Consider the following 15,975-nt stretch of genomic DNA (forward strand, 5'->3'; position numbering starts at 1 on the left):
CCGAAGGCGTCGTCAGCACGGATTCTCCGAACGAGCTCCGAGCAGGGAGTCGCGCCGGCGTTCCCGGCGTTACACGGGATTCGGCCGAAAGCGTTGCGGGGCAGGCTGTTTCAGCTCAACAGCCGAGTGCGCCACCCGGATGGCCGCACCGCGCGAGCAAGGTGAGCAACCGGGCCACCTCGTCCCGGACCGCGTCCCGGCCGGGGGCCAGGTACCGGCGAGGATCGGTGAGAGCGGAGTGCGACCCCAGTGTCGAGCGCACGGCTTCGGTGAGCACCTGGTTCAGCCGGGTTCCGATGTTGACCTTCACGATGCCGCTGGCCACCGCCCCGCGCAGGCCTTCGTCGGGCACGCCGGAGGAACCGTGCAGCACCAGCGGCACCGGGACCCGGTGCGCGAGGGCCGCGATCAGCGATTCGTCGAGCACCGCGCTGCGGTCGGCCATGGCGTGCGACGAGCCGACGGCCACGGCGAGGGAATCGACGCCGGTCGCCGCGACGAACTCGCGGGCTTCGTCCGGGTCCGTGCGCACGCCGGGGGCGTGGGCGCCGTCCTTGCCGCCGATCTCGCCGAGTTCCGCCTCGACGCGGCACCCCGCGGCGTGGCAGCGTTCGACGACCGCTTTCGTCCGGGCCACGTTTTCGGCGTAGGGCAACGCGGCGGCGTCGAACATGACCGACGTGATGCCCAGGTCGAGCCCCTCACGGATGAGCTCCTCGTCCTCGATGTGGTCGAGGTGGACCAGGACGGGCACGGTCGCGGTCTCGGCCAGCCGCAGGCAGGCGAGCGCGAACGGCGCGAGCGAACCGTGGTAGCGGACGGCGTTCTGCGAGATCTGCAGGACCACCGGGAACCCGCTGCGCTCGGCACCGGCCACGACGGCTTCGGCGTGCTCGATCAGGATCGCGTTGAACGCCCCGATCGCCCGCCGCTGGGCACGCAGGTCGTCCAGCAGGGTGGTCCAGTTCATCGGATCCTCTCCACGTTCACCGCCGGGATCCAGCGGTTCCTGGCCGCGATGTCGATCTCGCCGGCGACCGGCCGCAGCACCGCGGCGGCCGAGGTGGCGACGACGTCCGCGAGCGCCACCGGCCAGTCCACTTCGGACATTCCAATCAGGTGGCCGGCCAGCGCGGCGGCGCCCGCGTCCCCGGCGCCGGCCGGATTGCCGGTGACGACCTCGGCGGGCCGGGCCCGCCAGGCACCCTGGGCGGTCACCGCCATCGCGCCGTCGGCACCGCAGGTCGCCACCACCGCGGGGGCTCCCGCGGCCACGAGGTCCCGGCAGGCGCCGGGCCCGCCCAGGTCCCCGAGTTCGTCCTCGTTCGGCATGAGCACCGCGCCGCTTCCGGCGACCTCGCGGAGGGCGGCGCCGGAAACGTCGGCGATGACCGGCACGCCGTGCCGTGAGCACAGCCGGACCAGCTTCGCGGGGACGTCGGCGCCCAGCCCCTCGGGAACGCTGCCGGAGATCACGACGGCTCCCGCCCCGGCCGCCAGCTCGGCGCCGAGCGCGTCGAGGATGCCGGTTTCCGCGGTCTCGTCGGCCGGGAAGCCGTTCTCCTGCAACATGGTCGTGCCGTCGGCGCGGGTCACCACCGCCACCGTCCGCCGCACGGCGGGCAGCGCCGGGACGAGCCGGTGCGCGAGTTCCAGCCGGTCCAGCCCGTCCCGGAACTCGTCCGGCGTCCGGGTGGTGGTCAGGGCCAGCACCACGCTCTCGCCGCCCAGCTCGCGGACCACGGCCGCGACGTTGACCCCCTTGCCGCCGGCGCGGGACCGGACGTCCGCCACCCGCACGGTCTCCCCCGGGCGCAGCACGTCCACCCGGTAGGTCACGTCGATGGCGGGGTTGAGGGTGATCGTCAGGATCCGAGCGGTCACGGCTCGGCGGTCACTTCCGCGCGGTACACCATCAGGGTCGAGCCGACCAGGGCCAGCACGATGCCCGCGAGCTGGAACCCGGTCGGGGTGGCGCCGAAGAACAGCAGCGAAAGGACGATCGTCAGCACGGGCGCGAGGGCGTTGGTCACCGGCGCCACGATCGACGCCTTGCCCCGGCTCATCGCCATCACCAGGAACAGCGCGCCGACCGCGTTGAGCAGCTGGGTGCCCGCGGTGAGCGCCGGTGCCTGCCACGGGAACCCCAGCGGGAGCCCGCCCATCATCAGCACGGCGACCGGGATCAGCAGCAGCCCGCTGATCGTCATCCACCCGAACGTCGACGCGTCGTCGACCCCGGCGAGCGCGGCCTTGCGCATGAAGAACGCCTGCACCCCCCACGCCACGCACACCCCGGCCGCCAGCACCAGGTAGAGCCACCCGCTGTCCCCGCCGTCCCCGGTGGAGACGGAGAACAGGACGACGGCGACGAGCGCGAGCAGCACCCCGGCCCACGACCACCCGCCGAGCCGTTCCCGCAGCGCGACGAAGGCCAGCAGCACGGTGACCGCGGGCGAGAGCGCGACGATCGGGAAGATCACGTAGGCCGGCCCGATCGTCAGGGCCTTGAACAGCACGAGCTGGCCGCCCGCGCCGGTGAGCCCGATCAGCAGCCCGTAGCCGGCCGCGACCCGGCTCCGGCTGAACTTCTTGCCGCGCAACGAGAACCACGCGGGTACGAGCATGGTCAGCGCCCACACCACGTACACCATCGGGTCGGGGTAGGCGTAGAGCTTGGTGGGCAGGCTGGAAAAGGCGCCCCACACGCCCCAGAACAGCACCAGCAGGCCCGCGTACGGGATCCAGGTGCGGGTGGACACGGCGGTTCCGGTCATTTCGGCTCCTCAGCGAGGCAGGGACGCGGTGGAGTGGACCTGCTCGGCCCGCAACGGGTGCCCGTGCAGGCGCGCCGCGTAGAGCGCGGCACCGATGTGCGGTTCCAGCAGGGGTGCCCGCAGGTCGTACTCGAGGGACAGCGCATCGCGGAACGACGACAGCACGTGCGCCGACCCGAACACGCCGCCGGAGTGCGACAGCGGAACGCTGTGCCCGGCCTCGAAGCCGAGGGCCGTCCGGCCGACGTCCACGAGCAGGGCGAGCTCGCGCCCGGCTTCCCGCAGCACGCCGGTCGCGACCGCGTCGCCGGCGTCCGCGGCCCGGACCACGACCTTGCTCAGGCTCGCGATCCGGCCCCGGTCGCCGTGCCACCGGTTGACGACGACGTCGATCGCGTCGAAGTCGGCGGCGAGGCCGAGCGCCTGGCGCAGCTCCGCCACGAGCGGGCCGGCGGGCAGCCGTCCGTCGACCATGCGGCTGAACGCGTTCAGGCCCTGGATCGCCACCCAGTAGCCGGAGCCTTCGTCGCCGAACAGCTCGCTCCAGCCACCACCGCGCCACTGCCTGCCGTCGTGCTCGCCGTAGGCGATGGAGCCGGTGCCGGCCACGACGTTGATGCCGTCGATCGCCCCCAGCGACCCGGCCCAGCCGCAGATCATGTCGTTGCCGCAGCGGTAGTTCCGCGTGCCGAGGATCCGGCCGGGGATGGCGTCGAGGACCGGCACGTCGGCGCTGATCTCCCCGTAGGCGGGCAGGCCGAAGAAGGCGTAGGAGATGTCCGGGACCGGAATGCCCGCGGCTGCACAGACCTCGCCGATCCCTTGGCGCAACAAGGGTTCCACGATCTGCAGGCCGTCGCTGAGGTAGTACACGCTCGCGGTCCTGGCCTCCGCGACCACCCGGCCGTCCGGGCTGACCAAGCAGAACGCCGTCTTCGTCCCGCCGCCGTCGACACCGAGGTACACGTCAGCTCACCTCCGGAGGAGTGAAATCGTGGATGACCACGCCCTGCACCACGCGGTTCACTTCACCGTCGGGGAACGGGTTGTCCGGGGTGACGCCCAGGGCGAGCGAGCAGGCGAGCGCCGTGGTCTGGGCCGCGATCACCGCGAGCAAGGCGTAGCCGGCCACGGGGAGGCCGGGTGGCGAGGGCACGGGCCAGACCGGGGCACCCCCGGTTCCGGTGCCGTCACCCACCACGACGACCCGCTCCTCGCCGAGCGACAGCACCAGTTCGCGGGCGATGTCGACGTCGTACTGCCGGGTGTGCGGATCGGTGGAGAGGAAGACGACGGCGATGGTGCGCTCGTCGAGCACCGACTTCGGGCCGTGCCGGAAGCCCAGCGCGGAGTCGGCGATGCCGACCACTTCCCCCCGGGTCAGCTCCAGGCACTTGAGCGCGGCCTCGCGGGCCAGCCCGCGCAGCGGTCCGGAGCCCAGGAACACCAGCCGGGCCGGCTTGGCGCCGGCGATCGCCGACGCGTGGTCCGCGGCGTCGGCGAGCACGGCGGTCCCGGCGCGGGCCAGCGCTTCGACGTCGACGTCCACGCCGAAGGCGAGCAGGGCGGATAGGGCCATCCCGGTGAACGAGGACGTCATCGCGAACCCGCGGTCGTTGACCTCGTCCGGAAGGGACACCACGACGGCCCGGTCGGCACCGGCCCACCGCCGCGCCAGCTCGCCCGCCGGATCGCAGGTGATCACCAGGTGCGCCAGCTCGGGGGTCAGCCGGTCCAGCAGGTCCGCCGCCGCGACGGACTCGGGGCTGTTGCCGCTGCGCGCGAAGGACACCAGGAGGATCGGCCGCTCGTCGACCACGGCCAGGGGGTCGGCGACGATCTCGGTGGTCGCGATCGCCTCGACCGGCCGGCCGAGCCGGCGCGCGAGGTCGCGGGCCACGACCTCGCCGACGAACGCCGAAGTGCCCGCCCCGGTGAGCACGATCCGCCGGCCGGGCAAGGCGATCAGCCGCTCGATGTCCGGCCGGGCGCGCCGGACGGCGTCCGCCACCCGGAGCCAGGTGGCGGGCTGCTGCCCGATCTCCCGTGCGGTCCAGCTGTCGCCGGACGACCGCCCGTTGCTGTGCATAGGTGTTGCCTCCGATGTCCGAGGACGTCCTCCGGCAGAGTCATCCGCCGCCGCGCGAGCGGGCAAGGTCCGGTGGCCAAATGCGCATTCCGAGTGAGCGTTTCGGCGGCTGTCGTAGGCTCGCCCCATGTCCACGCGGAAACGGCGCACCACCCGCGCCGAACGGCTCTCGGAGCTGCTGCGCGTGCTCGCGGACACCGGCTCGCTGCAGGTGGGCGAGCTCAGCGCCCGGTTCGGCGTCTCCTCCGCCACGCTGCGGCGTGATCTGGCCAAACTGGAGGAACAGCGGCTGCTGACCCGCACCCACGGCGGCGCCCGGCCCCGGGGACGCACGACCGAAGTGCCGCCGCCCTACCGGGAAAACCGGTCCCGGGACGCCAAACGCGCCATCGTGCAGGCGGCGATCCGCACGCTGCCGTCCGGGCCGCACGTCATCGCCCTGACCGGCGGCTCCACCACGAGCGAACTCGCCAGGGAACTGCCGGGCCGGGCGGACCTGACCGTCGTCACGAACGCGTTGAACATCGCGATGGACCTGGCCCTGCACCCCCGGCTGAAACTGGTCGTCGTCGGCGGCGTCGCCCGGCCCCAGTCCTACGAGCTGGTCGGGCCCTGGGCCGAGCACGTGCTGGCCTCGATCAGCGTCGGCACCGCGTTCGTCGGCGTGGACGGCATCGACGCCACGGCGGGCATCACCACCCACGACGAGAACGAGGCCCGGACCAACCGCGCCATGCTGGGCCGCGCGCAGCGGGTGATCGTGCTGGCCGACGGCAGCAAGCTCGGGCGCACCACCCTCGCCCGCATGGGTGACATCCGGGACGTGCACGAGGTGATCACCGACTCCTCCGCCGCGCCCGGCGCGGTCGCGGCGATCCGCCGGGCCGGTGTCCGGGTCACCGTGGTCGAGGCCGCCGCCGGCCGGTGAAACGCGCATCGCGAATGCGCGTTTCGTTGACCGCGGTGGCCGTCCTGCCTACCTTTCGCCGTCACCAGCCCCGACGATGACGGAGTTCCGGATGAAACGTTCCTTCCCCGTCCACGGCAAGCGATTCGCCTCGTTCACGGCCGCGGGCACGCTGGCCGTCGGCACGCTCACCGCGGTCGCCGCACCGGCGTCGGCCGCGATCACGCTCCCCCCGCAGGCCGCCGGGTTCGACTACCAGATCGGCGGCGCCTACACCCCGCCGTCGGGGGTGCAGATCGTCAGCCGCGACGTCTCCGCGGCCCCGGCGAGCGGCAAGTACAACATCTGCTACCTCAACGCTTTCCAGGCACAGGAAGGCGCGGACGGCGACTGGCCGAGCGACCTGCTGCTGCGCGACGCGAACGGCAACAAGGTCGTCGATCCGGACTGGAAGGAGACGCTGCTCGACCTGCGCACGGCCGACAAGCGCTCGCGGGTCGCGGCCAAGGTCGGCAGCTGGATCGACACGTGCGCGTCGAAGGGCTACCAGGCGATCGAGCCGGACAACTACGACAGCTACTCGCGGTCGAAGAACCTGCTCACCACCACGCACGCGCAGGAGTACATCAAGCTGCTGTCGGCCCACGCCCACGGCAAGAACCTCGCCATCGCCCAGAAGAACACCCCCGAACTGGCCGGCAACCGGGTCGCCAACGGCCTCGACTTCGCCGTCACCGAGGAGTGCGGCGAGTACGAGGAGTGCGCCGACTACGCGGGCCCGTTCAACAACCGGGTGGTCGACGTCGAGTACACCGCGTCGGGCATGAGCAAGGGCTGCCCGTCGTGGAAGAACAAGATCAGCATGGTCCGGCGTGACCTGTACGTGGTGCCCCAGGGGACGAGCGGGTACGTCCGCAAGACCTGCTGACCGCCCGCCTTGACACGTTCGATCGCGCTCGCTTTACTGCTGTCCACGTCGGGAGCACCGACGTCAGAGGTACGCCCAGCCGGTATGTCGGTTCCACCGCGAGCCCGGACCGAGTCGCCAGGACGCGAGAGTCCGAGGCGGGGTCGTGCCCACCATCATCGGGAGTCGGCGATGATGACTTTCTCCTTCCCCCGCAAGACGAGCTGATGGACCGCCGCGGATTCCTGCGCGGCGCCGGTGGTCTGGCCCTCGGCGCCGCGCTCGCCGGCTGCGGCCCGGCGCGGGCCACCGGGGGCCCGGTCACGGTCGAGGTCTGGCACGGCCAGACCGACACCGGCAAGAAGGTCCTCGACGAGCTCGTCGCGGACTTCCACCGCACCCACCCCGGGATCCGGATCGACCTGGGCGGCGGGGTCCTCGCCGACGCGATGCTGCAGAAGATCACCGCGGCGCTCGCGTCGGGGTCGTTCCCGGACATCGCCTACGTCTTCGGTTCGGACCTCGCCAGCGTGGCGCGCAGCCCCAGCGTCGTCGACGTCACCGACCTCGTCGACGCGGGCCCCGGCTTCTGGGCACCGGCCCGGGAAGCGGTCACCGTCAACGGCCGCGTCCGCGCGGTCCCGGCGCTGCTCGACTCCCTGGCCGTGGTGTGCAACAAGGAGCTGTTCGCGGGCGCCGGCATCCCGCTGCCCGCCGCGGGCTGGACGTGGGCCGATTTCGTCGTCACGGCGAAGAAGCTCACCGACCCGGGCAACGGCACCTTCGGCACCGCGTGGCCGGCCACCGGTGACGAGGACACCGTGTGGCGGCTGTGGCCGATGGTGTGGGACCTCGGCGGCGACGTCATCGGTGACGGCGGGCGCGGCATCGGGTTCGCCGGCCAGGGCGTCCGTGCCTTGGAGGTGGTCCGCGACCTCGCCGCGGCAAAGGCCGTCTACCTCGACCCGAAGACCGGCAGCGAGCAGATGTACCAGGCCTTCCAAGCCGGGCACATCGGCATGGTGCCGACCGGGCCGTGGCAGCTGCCCGACATCGCCGACGCCGGGGTCGACTACGCGGTCGTGCCGCTGCCGAGCTTCAGCGGCCGCCCGGTCACCATTTCCGGCCCGGACACCTGGACGCTGTTCGACAACGGCGAAGAACGCGTGGCGGCGGCCCGCACCTTCCTGTCCTGGCTGGCGGACCCGGCCCAGGACGTCCGCTGGGACGACGGCGCGGGCAGCCTCCCGCTGAGCCGCCGGACGCAGCAACTGCCCGCGTGGCAGGAGAAAACCGCCGGAACGCCGGGCCTGCCGGTGTTCGTCGACGCGCTGGAGAACGCCCGCGTCCGGCCGGTGCACCCGGCCTACCCGCAGGTGTCGGCGGCGCTCGGCACCGCGATCGTCGCCGTGCTGCTCGACCGGGCGACGCCGGCCGACGCCATGCGCGACTGCGCCGCGGCCGCGAACGCCGCCCTGATCATTCCGCGATAGGGAGCCGCCATGCCCGGACTGCCGAGGCCCATCACCGTGAACCCACCGTCACGCGGACGGCGTCGCGAAACCGCGGCCGCGTGGGCCTACATCTCCCCCGCCGTGCTCATCATCCTCGGCCTCGGCGTGGTGCCGGTGGCCTGGTCGCTCGTAATGTCCTTCCAGGCCGACGACCTGGTGACCCCGAGCCGCTGGGTGGGCCTGGACAACTACGCCGCGCTCGCCCAGGACCCGCACTTCGCCCAGGCGGTCGGCAACACCGTGCTGTACACGGTGTTCTACGTCCCGCTCAGCATCCTGTTCGGGTTCCTGCTGGCCCAGGCGCTCAACCGGCGCATCCGCCTGGTCGGCGTGTACCGGACGCTCGTGTTCGTCCCCTTCGTGCTGTCGGCGACGGCCCAGGGCGTGCTGTTCTCCTTCATCCTCGACCCGCAGTTCGGCGCGGCCAACTCGCTGCTGCACCACCTCGGCGTGTCGCCGCAGGGTTTCCTGACCGACCCGGCGCAGGCGCTGCTGGTGCTGGTCGGCATCACGCTGTGGAGCGGCACCGGCTTCTGCGTCGTGGTGTACCTCGCCGCGCTGCAGGACGTCCCGCCGTCGCTGGTCGAGGCCGCGCGGCTGGACGGCGCCGGGACATGGCGGGTGCTGCGGCACGTGACGCTGCCCGCGGTCACCCCGGTGACGGCGTTCCTCGTGCTGTGGCAGCTGATCACGTCGCTGCAGGTGTTCGACCTGGTGTACGTGACGACCAAGGGCGGCCCGCTCGGCTCGACCACGGTCATCGTCTACTTCGTCTGGGAGCAGGCGTTCAAGAACTTCACCGCCGGCTACGGCGCGGCGTCGGCCTACGTGCTCGCGCTGGCGCTGCTGGTCGTCGTGGCCGTCCTGCGGGTGCTGCGCCGGCCGGGGAAGGCCCTGCGATGACCACACAGCCCGCCCGGCTCGACGCACCCGCGACCCGCGCCGCGCTGCCCGTGCTGCGCCGGCCCCGGCTGCCGTTCAGCCCCTGGCACCTGCTGCTCGTGCCGCTGGCCCTGGTGTTCGCGGCGCCGCTGGGGTGGCTGCTGCTCAGCTCGGTGATGAGCAACGCCGAGATCAACCGGTTCCCGCCCGCGCTGTGGCCGTCCCATGTGGACTTCTCGGGGTACCGCTACGTCCTCGACAACGCGTTGTTCGTGCGCTGGTTCACGAACTCGCTGATCGTCTCGGCGGTCACCGTGGTGTCGAACCTGCTGTTCGGCACGCTCGGCGGGTACGCGTTCGCGCGGATGCGGTTCACCGGGTCGCGGGCGTTGCTCGCGCTGATGGTCGCGACGATGGCGATCCCGTTCCAGCTCACCATGATCCCGACGTTCCTGGTGATGAAGAAGCTCGGCCTGATCGACACCCTCGGCGCGCTCATCGTGCCGTCGCTGGTGACGCCGTTCGCGGTGTTCCTGCTGCGCCAGTTCTTCCTGTCGCTGCCCCGCGAGCTCGAAGAGGCGGCGTGGATCGACGGCTGCTCGCGGTTGCGCGTGCTGTTCACCATCGTCGTTCCGCTGTCCCGGCCCGCGTTGAGCACGGTGGCCGTGCTGACGTTCTTGAGCACCTGGAACGACCTGACCTGGCCGCTGATCGCGGTCAACCACGACACGACGTACACGCTGCAGCTGGGGCTCACCACGTTCCAGGGCCAGCACCACACGAACTGGGCCGCGGTGATGGCGGGCAACGTCATCACCGTGCTGCCGGTGCTGCTGGCCTTCCTCGGCGCGCAGAAGACGTTCATCCAGTCCGTCACCTCCAGCGGGCTCAAGGGCTGACCTCCCTCCCAACCTGATCGGAATCCGATGACCCCCAAGATCACCTTCGTCGGCGCGGGCAGCGTCGTGTTCACCCAGGGCCTGCTCGCCGACTTGTTCACCTATCCGGAGCTGGACGGCGTGCACGTCGCCCTGCACGACATCGACCCGGACCGGCTGGCGACGGCGCTGGCCGCGGCCCAGCGGATCGCCGCCGTGCGGGGTGTCAAGCCGGTGCTCACCGCGCACGCCGACCGCCGGGAGGCCCTTTCGGGCGCGGACTTCGTGGTGAACATGGTCCAGATCGGGATGGGCGCGGCGACGCGCACCGACTTCGAGGTGCCGGAAGAGTTCGGTCTGCACCAGACCATCGGCGACACCCTGGGCATCGGCGGGATCTTCCGCGCGCTGCGGACGTTCCCGTTCCTCCGGGCGCTCGGGGCGGACATCGCCGACGTCTGCCCGGAGGCGTGGCTTCTGAACTACACGAACCCGATGGCGATGAACGTCCAGTACCTGAGCGAGGTCACCGGGCTGACGCGGGTCGTCGGGCTGTGCCACTCGGTGTACTGGACGGTGCACGGGCTCGCCAGGCTGGTCGGGGTGCCGTTCGAGGAGGTCACCTACGTCGCGGCCGGCGTCAACCACCAGGCGTGGGTGCTGCGGTTCGAGCACGCGGGCGCTTCCCTCTACCCGCGGCTGCGCGAGCTGGCCGAGTCCGACGAGCAGCTGCGGCGGCGCGTCCGGTTCGACATGCTGCGGCGGCTGGGCTACTACCCGACGGAGACGAGCGAGCACTCGGCCGAGTACGTGCCCTGGTACCTCAAGCACGACACCGAGATCGACCGCCTGCGGTTGCCGATCGGCGCGTACCTGGACATCGTCGCGGAGAACGAGGCCGAGTACGAGCGAACCCGCCGGGCGATCGCGGCCGACGAGCCGCTGCCGGTGGAAGGCACGGGCGAATACGCGCCGCAGATCATCCACAGTGTCCTGACGGGAACGCCGAGGACGGTCTACGGCAACGTGGTCAACCGGGGCTTGATCGAAAACCTGCCATCGGGCGGCGTGGTCGAGGTCCCGTGCCTGGTCGACGGCACGGGCCTCCGCCCGACCCGCATCGGCGAGCTGCCCCCGCAGCTGGCCGCGCTGAACCGGACGTACCTGAGTGTGAACGAACTGGTGGTGCGAGCGGCGATCGAGGACAACCCCCACCACATCCGCCACGCGGCGATGGTCGACCCGGCCACGGCGGCGGCGTTGCCGGTGGAGCGGATCTTCTCGCTGTGCGACGCGATGGTCCACGCCCACGGCGACCGGCTTCAGCCTGCGCTGCGGGCGGTGCTCGGGGGGTGAGTCACCCGAGCTGAGCGGCTCGGGTCGGGAGGTGGCGCCGCTCGAGTTCGCTCGTGGTGGGGTGGGCCGCCTCGCGGTAGCCGGCGCAGGCCACGGCGCGCCAGCGCGGTTTCGCTCCCGCCGCGTTGCCTGGTCCGGGCCGCGAAACGGCACCGCGTCGGCTTGGCCACCGGCGACCCGCGGGTCACCAAATCCTGGCAAGCCGGCCGCGGCCCGTCACCCGAGCCGGGCGGCGCGGGTCAGGAGGTGGCGCCGCTCGGGTTCGCTCGTCGTGCGGCGGGCCGCCTCGCGGTAGCCCGCGCGGGCCGCCGCGTGGTCGCCTGCCAGCTCCTGCAAATGAGCCCTCACCGACACCAGGTGGTGCGATGCCGAGAGGCGGTCGTCGGCCGAAAGGGCTTCGAGCAGGGCCAAGCCCGCTGCCGGGCCGTGGACCTCGGCCACCGCCACCGCGCGGTTGAGCGTCACCGCCGGGTTGGGCGCCACTCGCTCCAGGAGCGTGTACAACGCCAAAATCTGGGGCCAGTCCGTGGCTTCCGCCGTCGGGGCCTCGTCGTGGAGCGCGGCGATCGCGGCCTGCAGCTGGTACGGGCCGACCGGGCCGCTCGCCAGGGCGCCGGTCACCAGCGCCACGCCCTCGGCGATCGCTTCGGCGTTCCACCGCGTCCGGTCCTGCTCGCCGAGCGGTACGAGGGATCCGTCCGGGGCCGTGCGGGCCGGGCGGCGGGCGTCGGTCAGCAACAGCAACGCCAGCAGCCCGGCCACCTCGCCGTCGCCGGGGACCAGCCGGTGCAGCTCGCGGGCCAGCCGGATCGCCTCGGCCGCCAGCTCCGCCCGCACCAGCCGCGTCCCCGACGTCGCCGTGTAGCCCTCGTTGAACACGAGGTAGACCACGTGCAACACGGCGCCGAGGCGCGCCGCCTGCTCGGCCGGGGGCGGCAGCGCGAAGCCGGCCCCCTTGAGGCGGTGCTTGGCACGGCTGATGCGCTGGGCCATGGTCGCCTCGGGCACGAGGAACGCCCGGGCGATCTCCGCCGTCGACAAGCCGCCGACCGCCCGCAGCGTCAACGCGATCTGCGACGACGGCGTCAGCGCCGGGTGGCAGCACAGGAACAGCAGCGTGAGCGTGTCGTCGCCGGCTTCGACCTCGCCACCGGCGGGCGGAGTGCGGAGGGCGTCCGCCTCCTCCCGCCGGCGGCGCGCGGCGTCGCTGCGCACCTGGTCGGCGAGGCGGCGCGAAGCCACCGTCACCAGCCACGCCCGCGGGTTCTCCGGCCACCCCTCCACCGGCCACTGGGCCGCGGCCGCCACCAGCGCTTCCTGGACGGCGTCCTCGCACGCATCGAACTGCCCGTAGCGGCGCACCAGCACGCCGAGCACCTCCGGAACCAGCGGCCGGACGGCCTGCCAGCCGGTCACGGCGCGACTTCGGCCTCGTGCATCAGCGGCCGGACCTCGACACCCCAGTAGCGCGCGGACGGGGCCCGCGCCGCGATCTCCAGCGCCCGGTCCATGCTGTCGCAGTCGACGATCATGAAGCTGCCCAGGAACTCCTTCGCTTCGGCGTAGGGGCCGTCGGTCACCACCGGTGTCCCGTCGGTGACCCGGACCATCTTGGTGTTCACCTCGTCGGCGACGCCGTAGGCCCCGACCAGCTCGCCCGACTCGAACAGCTCCCGGTTGAGGGCGTCGGTCTCGCGGATGACCTCGGCGAGGGTTTCCGCACCCACCGAGTTGAAGGCTTCCTCGTTGCCGTAGATCAGCAGCATGTACTTCACCGTTCGCTCCTCTCACTGGCCCGTCTCGGCGGATCCGACCAGGTCACCACTGGCGCCGCGGTCGTCCAGCACCAGCTTCGACCGTCCGGTGACGGTATAGCGGAGGTGGGTCACCCCGGGCGTGTCGACGACCCGGGCCGGGACCAGCTCGATGCCGTCGTCCGCGCCGAGGCCGAGCTCGGGGCCGAACAGGCGCTGGCCCTCCCCCAGCAGCACCGGCGCGATGTGCAACTCGAGCTCGTCGAGCAGCCCGGCGGCCAGCACCTGGCGCAGGAGCTCACCGCCCCCGGCCACCGCCACGTCCTTGTCGCCGGCGGCGGCCCGAGCCAGCTCGACGGCTCGCTCGACGCCTTCGGTGACGAAGGTGAAGGACGTGCCGCCCTGGCGTTCGAGCACCGCCCGGGGCCGGTGGGTGACGACGAACACCGGGGCGCGGAACGGCGGTTCGTCGCCCCACGGGACCTCGCCGGCGTCGAACATCCGCCGGCCCATGACGTAGGCCCCGGCCGCGGCGAAGGTCTCGGCGACGATCTCCGAGTCGACCGACTGCTCGCCGCCGGCGAAGCCCTGCCGCTCGCGCCAGGCCATGGCGTCGACGGCCCAGCGGGTCACCCGGAAGAACCCGGGCGCTTCGGGGCCCCGCAGCCAGCCGCTCATGTCCTGGTCAGGCCGGGTGTCCCGCGGCCCGGTGTAGAAGCCGTCGAGGGAAACCGACATCTGGGCGGTCACCTTCGTCATGTTCACGCTCCGTGGTTGGGGGCAGCCTCTCCCGGCCGCCGCTGCCCCTCAGTCGGAGCCGGCCGCGCGTTCTCGACACGCGCCGCCGCCGGCTCCTAGGCGAACCGCTCCCACGCCGACTGGCGGGTCATCCCCAGGGCCTCGCCGATCTGGGACCATGTGCCGCCCAGGTCGCGGGCCTTGCCCACCCAGGCCGCCAGGTTCTGCTGGACCTGGGTGCTCGCCGCCGACACCGGGGCCAGGTTGGACAGCACCTGCTCCAGCGGCAGGTCGTGCTCCCACGGCGCGATCATCGGTGCGTCCGCCGGCTTGCCCTCGATCACCGACACGCACAGGCCGACGCAGCCGTCGCAGATGAACACGCCCGGGCCACCGACCAGGACTTCGACCTCCGTGTTCGGCTTGGCACAGAAGGAACAACGCGCGATCACCATCGACGACCTCCTTTGTCAGGCGCGACCTTACAGCCGTAAGGGAGCGCCTGACAAGAGGAACGCCGCCGTCCACTCGGCCAGCTCCGTCAGCCGGCCGGTCAGTTCCTCGATCTCCGCCCAGCGGCGGTGTTCGCGCTCCAGGTCCGGGACCAGGAAGTCCTCCACCAGCAGCAACAGCGTCGCGATCTCGTAGGCGACGTCGGCGAGCTGCAGGAACGGCCGGTACTCCGCCTCCGTACCGGCCCCGTGCCGGGCGGCCCAGTCGCGGGCGCCGTGACCCGCCGTCCGGCACACCGCCACCACCGTGCGCCGCAGGTCGCCGCGGCGGGAGCCCGAGCCTCCTTCGGCCAGCGGGGCGACGTTCCAGGCCACCGACAGCAGGCAGCACCCGGCGTCGTCCATCGACTCGTTCATCACCGGACGTACTCTGCTGACCGGCACGCACAGCCGCGCCGCTCCGACTCGCTCGGTCACCCCATCGTGTGACCAACCGGCCCGGAACGGGTGAGCATCGACACCGAGACGAAGTCCGCGAGCGCCTGCTGGCCGGCGGCGTTGGCGTGGATGCCGTCGCCGTTGTCGTACGCCGGGAGGATGCTGTTCGGCTTCAACGGGTCCGCCAGCACGGTGTCGAAGTCCACGACCCCCGAACACGTGCCGCCGCAGGTGTTCCAGCGCTGCACGAACAGCGCGATCTCGTGCCGGGCCAGGTTCGCCTGGTCGCCGTACCCCGGCCGCGGCGTGCTGGGCGTGACGTACACCGCGATCCCGGCGGCCCGCAGCCGCGCGAACACCGCGCGGTAGCTGTCGAGGATCGTCGCCGCGTCGCAGCCGTACGCCAGGTCGTTGGTGCCGTAGTAGTAGATGACGGCCCGGACGCCGTGCAGCGCCAGGACGTCCCGGTCCAGCCGGCTCGCGGCGTCCAGGCCGGCGACCGACGGCGGCATCCCCGGGCACGACCGGGCGCTCGTCGTGCCCGAGACGCCGGCGTTGGCGACGGCGAGCGGCGCCCCCGCGGCGACGATCCGCCGCGCCAGGTCGTCGGTCCACCGGCGGTTGGTGCCGGCTTCGGTGCAGCCCGGGCCACAGTTGGTGCTGCCGATGCCGTCGACGACCGAGCTGCCGAACGGCACGACGACGCCCGCCAGCGCGGCATTGTGCACGTCGACGGCGCTGACCACGTACGTCGACCCGACCGTGGCCGTGAACGCGCCGGCCGGGATGTCGCCGGTGTGGTCGCCCGAGCCCGGCGGCGTCAGGTAGTTGTCGCGCAAGGCCGCGCCGTGGCGGCCGGGCACGGCCGTGCCCTCGACCGACATGCTCACCGCGAGGTCGGAATCCGGGCGCGTCACCAGCCTCGTTTCGTCGCTCCACACCTCGCCACCGGCGGGAATCGTGACCGCGGGACGGCCGGCGAAGGTCAGGTCGCGCGCGAAGGTGACGGCGGCGCCGCCAGCGCTCGGCCCGGCCGTGGCGTGCCCGATGGTCAGCGGCCCGGTGCCGAAGGTGTTCTGGAACCGGACGCGCACGGCGTCGCCGCCCTGGCTGAGGTGGGTGATCATCCGCAGCGTCTGGCCGGTGACGGCCGCGTCGGCCCGGCCGTCCTGCGACTGCGCCCACGACGTGAACCACGCCCGCCCGGCTCCGGCGGCCCCCGGGGCGAACGCGAAGACAGCCGCGGAAACCACGGCGAGAAGGGCGAATCTGCGCACGGCGCC

General features: G+C 72.4%; 17 protein-coding genes. 6 read left to right on the plus strand and 11 right to left on the minus strand.

What is annotated here, in order from left to right; all coding sequences use genetic code 11:
* Nucleotides 1-115: 115 nt before the first annotated feature.
* From ACWDN5_RS08490 to ACWDN5_RS08510, 5 genes are read right to left on the minus strand one after another with little or no spacing between them, the layout of a single operon-like run.
* The gene (locus ACWDN5_RS08490) at nt 116-970 is read right to left on the minus strand and encodes a class II fructose-bisphosphate aldolase (protein WP_449675527.1); all 855 of its coding nucleotides are present in this window, start codon (nt 968-970) and stop codon (nt 116-118) included.
* A complete protein-coding gene (locus tag ACWDN5_RS08495; RefSeq protein WP_449675529.1) occupies nt 967-1,884 on the minus strand; it encodes a 1-phosphofructokinase family hexose kinase in 918 nt (305 codons plus the stop codon). The genes ACWDN5_RS08490 and ACWDN5_RS08495 overlap by 4 nt, the downstream gene beginning before the upstream one ends.
* The gene (locus tag ACWDN5_RS08500) at nt 1,881-2,777 is read right to left on the minus strand and encodes a DMT family transporter (protein WP_310973092.1); all 897 of its coding nucleotides are present in this window, start codon (nt 2,775-2,777) and stop codon (nt 1,881-1,883) included. Before ACWDN5_RS08500 ends, ACWDN5_RS08495 begins: the two co-directional genes overlap by 4 nt.
* Before the next feature lie 9 nt (nt 2,778-2,786).
* A complete protein-coding gene (locus tag ACWDN5_RS08505) occupies nt 2,787-3,743 on the minus strand; it encodes an N-acetylglucosamine kinase (RefSeq protein ID WP_449675531.1) in 957 nt (318 codons plus the stop codon).
* A gap of 1 nt (nt 3,744) precedes the next feature.
* Nucleotides 3,745-4,866 (minus strand): SIS domain-containing protein, encoded by a 1,122-nt coding sequence (locus ACWDN5_RS08510; protein WP_449675533.1) that lies wholly within the window; start codon nt 4,864-4,866, stop codon nt 3,745-3,747.
* A gap of 127 nt (nt 4,867-4,993) precedes the next feature.
* On the opposite strand from ACWDN5_RS08510, the gene ACWDN5_RS08515 reads away from it, so the two are divergent.
* The 6 genes from ACWDN5_RS08515 (at nt 4,994) to melA (ending at nt 11,310) form a co-directional block, all read left to right on the plus strand.
* Entirely contained in the window at nt 4,994-5,794 is an 801-nt protein-coding gene (locus ACWDN5_RS08515; protein WP_310973095.1) for a DeoR/GlpR family DNA-binding transcription regulator, read from the plus strand.
* Nucleotides 5,795-5,885: 91 nt separating this feature from the next.
* Nucleotides 5,886-6,701 carry an endo alpha-1,4 polygalactosaminidase gene (locus tag ACWDN5_RS08520; RefSeq protein WP_449675536.1) on the plus strand — a complete coding sequence of 272 codons (816 nt, stop codon included), beginning with the start codon at nt 5,886-5,888 and terminating at the stop codon, nt 6,699-6,701.
* Nucleotides 6,702-6,907: 206 nt separating this feature from the next.
* Nucleotides 6,908-8,173 (plus strand): ABC transporter substrate-binding protein, encoded by a 1,266-nt coding sequence (locus ACWDN5_RS08525; RefSeq protein ID WP_449675537.1) that lies wholly within the window; start codon nt 6,908-6,910, stop codon nt 8,171-8,173.
* A 9-nt stretch (nt 8,174-8,182) separates the two neighbouring features.
* Entirely contained in the window at nt 8,183-9,097 is a 915-nt protein-coding gene (locus ACWDN5_RS08530; protein WP_310973098.1) for a carbohydrate ABC transporter permease, read from the plus strand.
* Nucleotides 9,094-9,975 carry a carbohydrate ABC transporter permease gene (locus ACWDN5_RS08535; protein ID WP_310973099.1) on the plus strand — a complete coding sequence of 294 codons (882 nt, stop codon included), beginning with the start codon at nt 9,094-9,096 and terminating at the stop codon, nt 9,973-9,975. Before ACWDN5_RS08530 ends, ACWDN5_RS08535 begins: the two co-directional genes overlap by 4 nt.
* A 27-nt stretch (nt 9,976-10,002) precedes the next feature.
* A complete protein-coding gene (gene melA / locus ACWDN5_RS08540; RefSeq protein ID WP_449675540.1) occupies nt 10,003-11,310 on the plus strand; it encodes an alpha-galactosidase in 1,308 nt (435 codons plus the stop codon).
* Between the two features lie 216 nt (nt 11,311-11,526).
* On the opposite strand, the gene ACWDN5_RS08545 is transcribed toward melA, so the two are convergent.
* The 6 genes from ACWDN5_RS08545 to ACWDN5_RS08570 form a co-directional block, all read right to left on the minus strand.
* Entirely contained in the window at nt 11,527-12,726 is a 1,200-nt protein-coding gene (locus ACWDN5_RS08545) for an RNA polymerase sigma factor (RefSeq protein WP_449675542.1), read from the minus strand.
* Nucleotides 12,723-13,076 (minus strand): YciI family protein, encoded by a 354-nt coding sequence (locus ACWDN5_RS08550; RefSeq protein WP_310973238.1) that lies wholly within the window; start codon nt 13,074-13,076, stop codon nt 12,723-12,725. Before ACWDN5_RS08550 ends, ACWDN5_RS08545 begins: the two co-directional genes overlap by 4 nt.
* Nucleotides 13,077-13,097: 21 nt before the next feature.
* Complete coding sequence (locus ACWDN5_RS08555) at nt 13,098-13,823, minus strand: dihydrofolate reductase family protein (protein WP_449675543.1); 726 nt, start codon at nt 13,821-13,823, stop codon at nt 13,098-13,100.
* Between the two features lie 95 nt (nt 13,824-13,918).
* Entirely contained in the window at nt 13,919-14,254 is a 336-nt protein-coding gene (locus ACWDN5_RS08560) for a ClpX C4-type zinc finger protein (protein ID WP_310973240.1), read from the minus strand.
* Between the two features lie 30 nt (nt 14,255-14,284).
* Complete coding sequence (locus ACWDN5_RS08565) at nt 14,285-14,671, minus strand: hypothetical protein (protein WP_396136954.1); 387 nt, start codon at nt 14,669-14,671, stop codon at nt 14,285-14,287.
* 56 nt (nt 14,672-14,727) lie between these two features.
* On the minus strand, nt 14,728-15,969 hold the full coding sequence (locus tag ACWDN5_RS08570; protein ID WP_449675545.1) for a GDSL-type esterase/lipase family protein: 1,242 nt from the start codon (nt 15,967-15,969) through the stop codon (nt 14,728-14,730).
* Nucleotides 15,970-15,975: the final 6 nt, after the last annotated feature.

Source organism: Amycolatopsis sp. NPDC003731, assembly GCF_053586895.1.